The 5,600-nt window shown below is 45.6% G+C and carries 6 protein-coding genes; 4 read left to right on the forward strand and 2 right to left on the reverse strand.

Translation table 11 applies throughout. From position 1 onward, the window contains the following. Window positions 1-28 precede the first annotated feature (28 nt). Together Q7P41_RS11420 and Q7P41_RS11425 are read left to right on the forward strand one after the other, a co-directional pair. The gene (locus Q7P41_RS11420; RefSeq protein ID WP_303884368.1) at window positions 29-631 is read left to right on the forward strand and encodes a uracil-DNA glycosylase family protein; all 603 of its coding nucleotides are present in this window, start codon (window positions 29-31) and stop codon (window positions 629-631) included. Beyond that, entirely contained in the window at window positions 624-1,328 is a 705-nt protein-coding gene (locus Q7P41_RS11425; RefSeq protein ID WP_303884370.1) for a queuosine precursor transporter, read from the forward strand. Before Q7P41_RS11420 ends, Q7P41_RS11425 begins: the two co-directional genes overlap by 8 nt. A gap of 113 nt (window positions 1,329-1,441) precedes the next feature. Here the strand turns inward: Q7P41_RS11425 and tenA are convergent, their stop codons facing one another. Next, window positions 1,442-2,092, reverse strand: a complete 651-nt coding sequence (gene tenA, locus Q7P41_RS11430; protein ID WP_303884372.1) for a thiaminase II — start codon at window positions 2,090-2,092, stop codon at window positions 1,442-1,444. Between the two features lie 184 nt (window positions 2,093-2,276). Then, a complete protein-coding gene (locus tag Q7P41_RS11435; RefSeq protein WP_303884374.1) occupies window positions 2,277-3,554 on the reverse strand; it encodes a Glu/Leu/Phe/Val dehydrogenase in 1,278 nt (425 codons plus the stop codon). Between the two features lie 196 nt (window positions 3,555-3,750). Here Q7P41_RS11435 and Q7P41_RS11440 point away from each other — a divergent pair, with 196 nt between their 5' ends. Continuing rightward, window positions 3,751-4,386: an HAD family phosphatase gene (locus Q7P41_RS11440; RefSeq protein ID WP_303884376.1), complete on the forward strand. Its 636-nt coding sequence runs from the start codon at window positions 3,751-3,753 to the stop codon at window positions 4,384-4,386. A gap of 33 nt (window positions 4,387-4,419) precedes the next feature. Next, window positions 4,420-5,600 (forward strand): FprA family A-type flavoprotein (locus Q7P41_RS11445; RefSeq protein WP_303884378.1); only part of this gene is annotated, 1,181 nt, incomplete at its 3' end.

Consider the following 5,600-nt stretch of genomic DNA (forward strand, 5'->3'; position numbering starts at 1 on the left):
TTCAGTGTAAAGGAGAGTTAAGTCGGTTTTGTTGCGTGAGCATCTTGAGCGTTTGGCATCACAGGTCAGAAAATGCGAAAAATGTGATTTGGCTTTAAGACGAGAGAGAGCCATCCCGGGGGAGGGACCCTTGGATGCCGAAATCTTTTTGGTGGGACAGGCCCCCTTCGATAGCGAGCAAAAAAACGACAGGCCCTTTTGGGGTGTTACAGGATCTTTTTTGCGCTACTTCCTGGGAAGAGCAGAGGTAAATTTTTATGACTGCTGGAGGACAAATTTGTTAAAATGCCCCCTGCCTCGCTATGGAAGGCCAAAATGGCGGCAGGTAAATGCCTGTCTTCCCTATCTTGAAGAAGAACTGAAACTGATAGGGCCCAAAATTATCGTGCCCCTGGGCAAGTGGGCCACGAAGGGATTACTGAGTTTATTTGGCATTCCGAGGCCCGAGAAGAATTCCATGATACCGGAGATGTTCGGGAAAGCCTTATATGCTGGTAATTACATTGTTTTTCCGCTCCCTCATCCCGCATCTTTGGTATACAGGTCGTCATTGTGGGATCCGACTGTAAGTTTGTTTGAGCTATTGGGGTCTTTTTTATCGTCCGTGAGGAAAGGTGAATTAGATGAATGAGATTATCTGGTTTTCGATGCTTATATTTTGTTTGGCCTCGATATTGGCGTGTTATAGATTATTCGGGAAGCAAGGATTATACGCATGGACAGTCATGTGCGTGATCTTGGCCAACATTCAAGTCATGAAGCTTGTCTCCTTATTTGGCATGACAGCTACATTGGGCAACATATTATACGGAACGTCCTTTCTGGCGACGGATATCTTGAGTGAAAATCATGGGAAAAAGGACGCGAAGCTGGCGGTTCATATGGGATTTTTCATGCTTCTTATGATGGCGGTGGTCATGAAGTTTGCCATTCTCTTCATCCCAAATCCTCACGATATGGCTCACGAAGCTTTATCGAAGATATTTGGCTTAACTCCTAGGGTTGCGGGAGCTTCATTTTGCGCTTACGCCTCTTCTCAGTATCACGACGTGTGGATGTTCCATTTGTTGAAGGATAAGACCCATGACAAGCACCTTTGGCTCAGGAATAACGTAAGTACCATGATCTCTCAGGCCATCGATACGGGAATTTTTGTGGCTGTGGCTTTTTATGGCATATATCCTTCAAGTGTATTGCTATCGCTTTTTTTGAGCACCTACGTGATAAAATGGATTGTCGCCCTGAGCGATACATGGTGTGTTTACCTAGCGAGAAAATGGTTCCGCGAAGGAAAGATAAGAACCGAAGCGGAATACATCGTGCGATAGAAAGTTTGCCTGCTCAAAAAGCGGCTGAATGTGATCCTGCCTCTTTGTTCCCCTTTCGCTCAGTCATAATTTTGTCCCAGCCCGCTCCAGAGGTAGCTTGTGCGTTACATTTTTTATAATTCTGCTTCAGGCGGGCTATATTCCCATGCGGCGTCGAAAAATTCGTATTCACAGATCATGGCGTAGCGATATACAGATCTCGTGTTTTCATCGTCCAGGGCATAAAGATCGACCAAACGCTCGGTTTCCTTAGCAAGTTCTTCAAAAGAATCGCTGGAGTACATCAATATCCAGTCAATATAAGGATTGCTTTCATCGTCTAAGTGACCTTTTAGGTTCTGGCCAAGCCACGCATATAAGCGATTACAGGGCGTTGTAGCTGCTGCTATTAAGCCTGCGTCACTGCTCCATGCCGTGGCGAGCAAAAAATCCGTGTACATGCGCGTGGCCTTGCTTGGGATGACCTTTTCAACCTCTGCTGCTAAGGTCTCTTCGAACCCTTTGTGAAGTTTCATTTCGCCTAAAGCTCCGCCGGCAAGTTTATGAAATGCCCTCATTCCCTCGGCATCCGGCGTTTTAACCGTGGCAAGACAAAAGGCTTTGGCGAAAGCATGAAGGTAGAAATAGTCTTGCCCCACATACCAATTAAACTTTTCTCTCTCCAATGCTCCGGAAGCTATTCCCTGAACGAAGGGATGGTTTAAACAGGACTGAGCGATATCCTGATTTTCTTCCCACAAAATTTCTGAAAGTCTTTTGGCCATAAATATCCCTCCACATTTTTGCCGAAAGCAAGTCGCGGGTTTTTATAAAAAGCTGATTTAAGTTTTTTGCTCTTGTGCTTGATTGCCCGGTCTTTTAATAAAACTCCACCCCCTTCGCCATGTGCAAAACGGAGAAAGGCTGTGGAGTTAGAAATGTAGCGTAGGCTAAAATAGATCAGCTATTTTATAGGAATACCCCTCTCATCTCAACAGCGTCAGCAACGCGCTTTATAGCGACCATGAAAGCAGCCCGACGCATTTCAACGTTATGTTCCTTTGAGTATTCCCACACTCTTTGGAAATTCGATTTCATGATCGGAACTAGCCTTGCGTTGTATTCCTCTTCGGTCCAGAAGAAACCGGCCAAATTCTGGCACCACTCGAAGTAAGATCCTATTACGCCACCGCTGTTGGCCAGGAAGTCAGGCACGATTGGGATACCCTTGGATTTCAAAATTTCGTCTGCCTCGGGTGTTAAGGGACCGTTTGCTCCTTCGACGATGTATTTTGCCCTCACCTTATCGGCGTTTGCCTTATTGAGCACGCCTTCCATGGCGCACGGGAGCAGTACGTCTACATCCAGGTAGAGGATGTCGTTGGGGTCGCTTTTTTCAAGACCGGCTTGCGAGTATCCTTCAAGCAACCTTTTGGGGTGGCTATGTGCATGTGCCATAGCCTTTTCGACGTCGATGCCGTCTTTGCAATAGTAAGTGCCTGTGATGTCACATATGGCCACTATCTTGACCCCTGCTTCATGCAGGAATTTGGCCGTATAGCTTCCAACGGTGCCAAAACCCTGAACGGCGGCTGTGGTTTCCTTAGGATCTCTCCCAATAACTTGCAAAAACTCCAATGCACAAGTGGCAACACCAAGCCCCGTGGCTGCAGTCCTGCCCTTGGATCCCCACAAAGAAACCGGCTTTCCGGTAAAGATAGCCGGTTCAAGTTGGCCTCTGATCTTGCTGATGGTATCCATGAACCACACCATTTCTTGGGCTCCGGTATTAATGTCGGGCGCAGGAACATCAGTCCAGGCACCCACAAAAGGCTCGATCCTCGCAGCGAAGGTTCTGGTAATTCTTTCCTTTTCCTTTAACGACAGCTCGAGTGGCTCGCAGCACACGCCACCCTTGCCTCCGCCATAGGGTATGCCTGCCAAGGAACATTTCCAGGTCATCATAAACGCCAAAGCCTCAGTTTCGTCGAGAGTTACCTGTGGATGGAAGCGAATGCCTCCCTTACCTGGACCTAGAGCGCTTGAGTGAACTACGCGATATCCGTCAAAAACCTTAACAGTACCATCGTCCATCTCAACGGGTATGGATACGCAAATCCTTCTTTCCGAACGGCTGAGTATTTCAATCAGGTCATCCTTCAATCCCATCTCTTCAGCTGCATTGTAAAAGTTCTCAAGAGCTGTGGAGAGAAGGACATCATCAGAGGTGCGCCTTTCTACGGCCATTGTTGACCCCTCCTATTATGTGTGTAATTATATAAATACGAATGGGCCTCGTGCCCATTGTATTTCGTGTATTTTCTAGCCCTTATCAGGGGTAATATTTCTGCTATCGCATCAGTTTTAGTAAATTTACTTATGCATGCGACAACATCGTCTATATTATAACTTATATCATAAAAAAACCAAGAGGTGTTGAATTTTGCAAAACAATAAAGAATATTCTGTTATAATGTTCGATTTTGGAGGTGTCATTGCCGAAGAGGGATTCGTCAAAGGCATGGAAGAAATAGCCAAAAAGTGCGGCTTGGATCCGAAAGTTGTGGTGGAAGCTGCCACTGATATCTTATACGACTCGGGATACATTTGCGGCAAAACGGCTGAGAAAGAATTTTGGAGCGCTTTTAAAAAGCGGTTTAGCTTGGACAATTATTCCGATGAAGAGCTAAGGGAGGAGGTTTTAAGGAGGTTTGTTATAAGGCCTTGGACCCTTGATTTGATCCGCACGTTACGCAGTTCGGATATCAAGGTAGTACTGCTAACGGATCAGACTAACTGGATAGAAGAAATAAACGAAGAAACGCCTTTCTATGATATGTTCGATCATGTGTTCAACAGCTATCGTTTGGGAAAATGCAAGCATGACGGTACGATATTTAAAGAAATTTTAAATATACTTGGAGTAGATCCCAAGGATATAATATTAGTTGACGATAGGCGTAGGAATATAACTTTAGCAGAAGAATATGGCATTAAGGGCATCCTATATAAGAGCAAGGATGAGTTGTTAAGGGAGCTTTTTGCATATTTGCCCGAACTCGAGAGCAAGATGGCGTGAGTATGCTGTAGCTAAAATAGAGGAGGGTTTTAAATGAATAATGCCGTAGAAGTGGCAAAAGGCATTTATTGGGTGGGAGTTAACGATAAAGAAACAGACCTCTTTGAGGCGGTGTGGCCCCTTCCAAGGGGAGTTGCCTATAATTCTTATCTCGTCATAGGCGAAAAGGTTGTCCTCGTAGATACTGTTAAGGCCTTCTTTCTAGCCGACTTGGTAACTAAGGTTAAGCGCCTGCTCGGAGAAGACAGGGCTATAGATTATCTTATCGTAAATCACATGGAGCCCGATCATTCCGGCTCAATAAGGATCCTTAAGGCTTTATACCCGAATTTGAAGATCCTTTGCAATGCTCAAACGGTGAAGATGCTAGAGAACTTTTATTCTGTCACGGATGGCATTATTCAAGTAAAAGACGGGGAAGAGATTGACGTAGGAGGGCACGTTCTTAAGTTCTTTTTGACCCCAATGGTGCATTGGCCGGAGACCATGATGACTTACGATAAAGTGACTAAAACTTTGTTTTCTTGCGATGCCTTCGGGGGCTTTGGATGTCTTGAAGGCGGAATTTTTGACGATGAAGTTGACATGTCCTATTACGAAGGAGAGATACTAAGATATTTTTCCAACATAGTTGGTCGTTACTCCGATCAAGTGCAAGCTGCCATTTCCAAATTAAGCGGTGTGGAAGTAAAGGTTGTAGCCCCTTCTCATGGCCCCATACACAGAAGCAAGCCGGAGCACATAATCGGGCTTTATGATAAGTGGAGTCGCCATGAAACTGAATGTGGTGCAGTGGTAGTTTACGGATCTATGTATGGAAATACGGCAAAGCTTGCCCATGCGACGGCGCGCGCTTTGGCGAAAGAAGGGATCGGACACGTTATCGTGCACGACATAGCTAGGGATCATGTATCCTTTGTGATCCGTGATATTTGGCGTTACAGGGGCTTAGTGCTCGCATCCTGTACCTACAACACGATGCCTTTCCCCCCAATGCAAGATTTAATGACCCACCTCGAAAATAAGAAAATGAAAAATCGTCTCTTGGGCATAATGGGAAATTATACCTGGAGCCCCGGCATTCTGAAGAAATTGAAAGAATTTGCCCAAAGCGCAGGAAAGTGGGAGCTGCTTTCACCGGAAATAGTGATACAGTCTTCACCCAAGGATGAGGATTACGATAAAGCCGTCCAGCTAGGCAAAAACATGGCTCA

The sequence above is a fragment of the Acetomicrobium mobile genome, assembly GCF_937920065.1.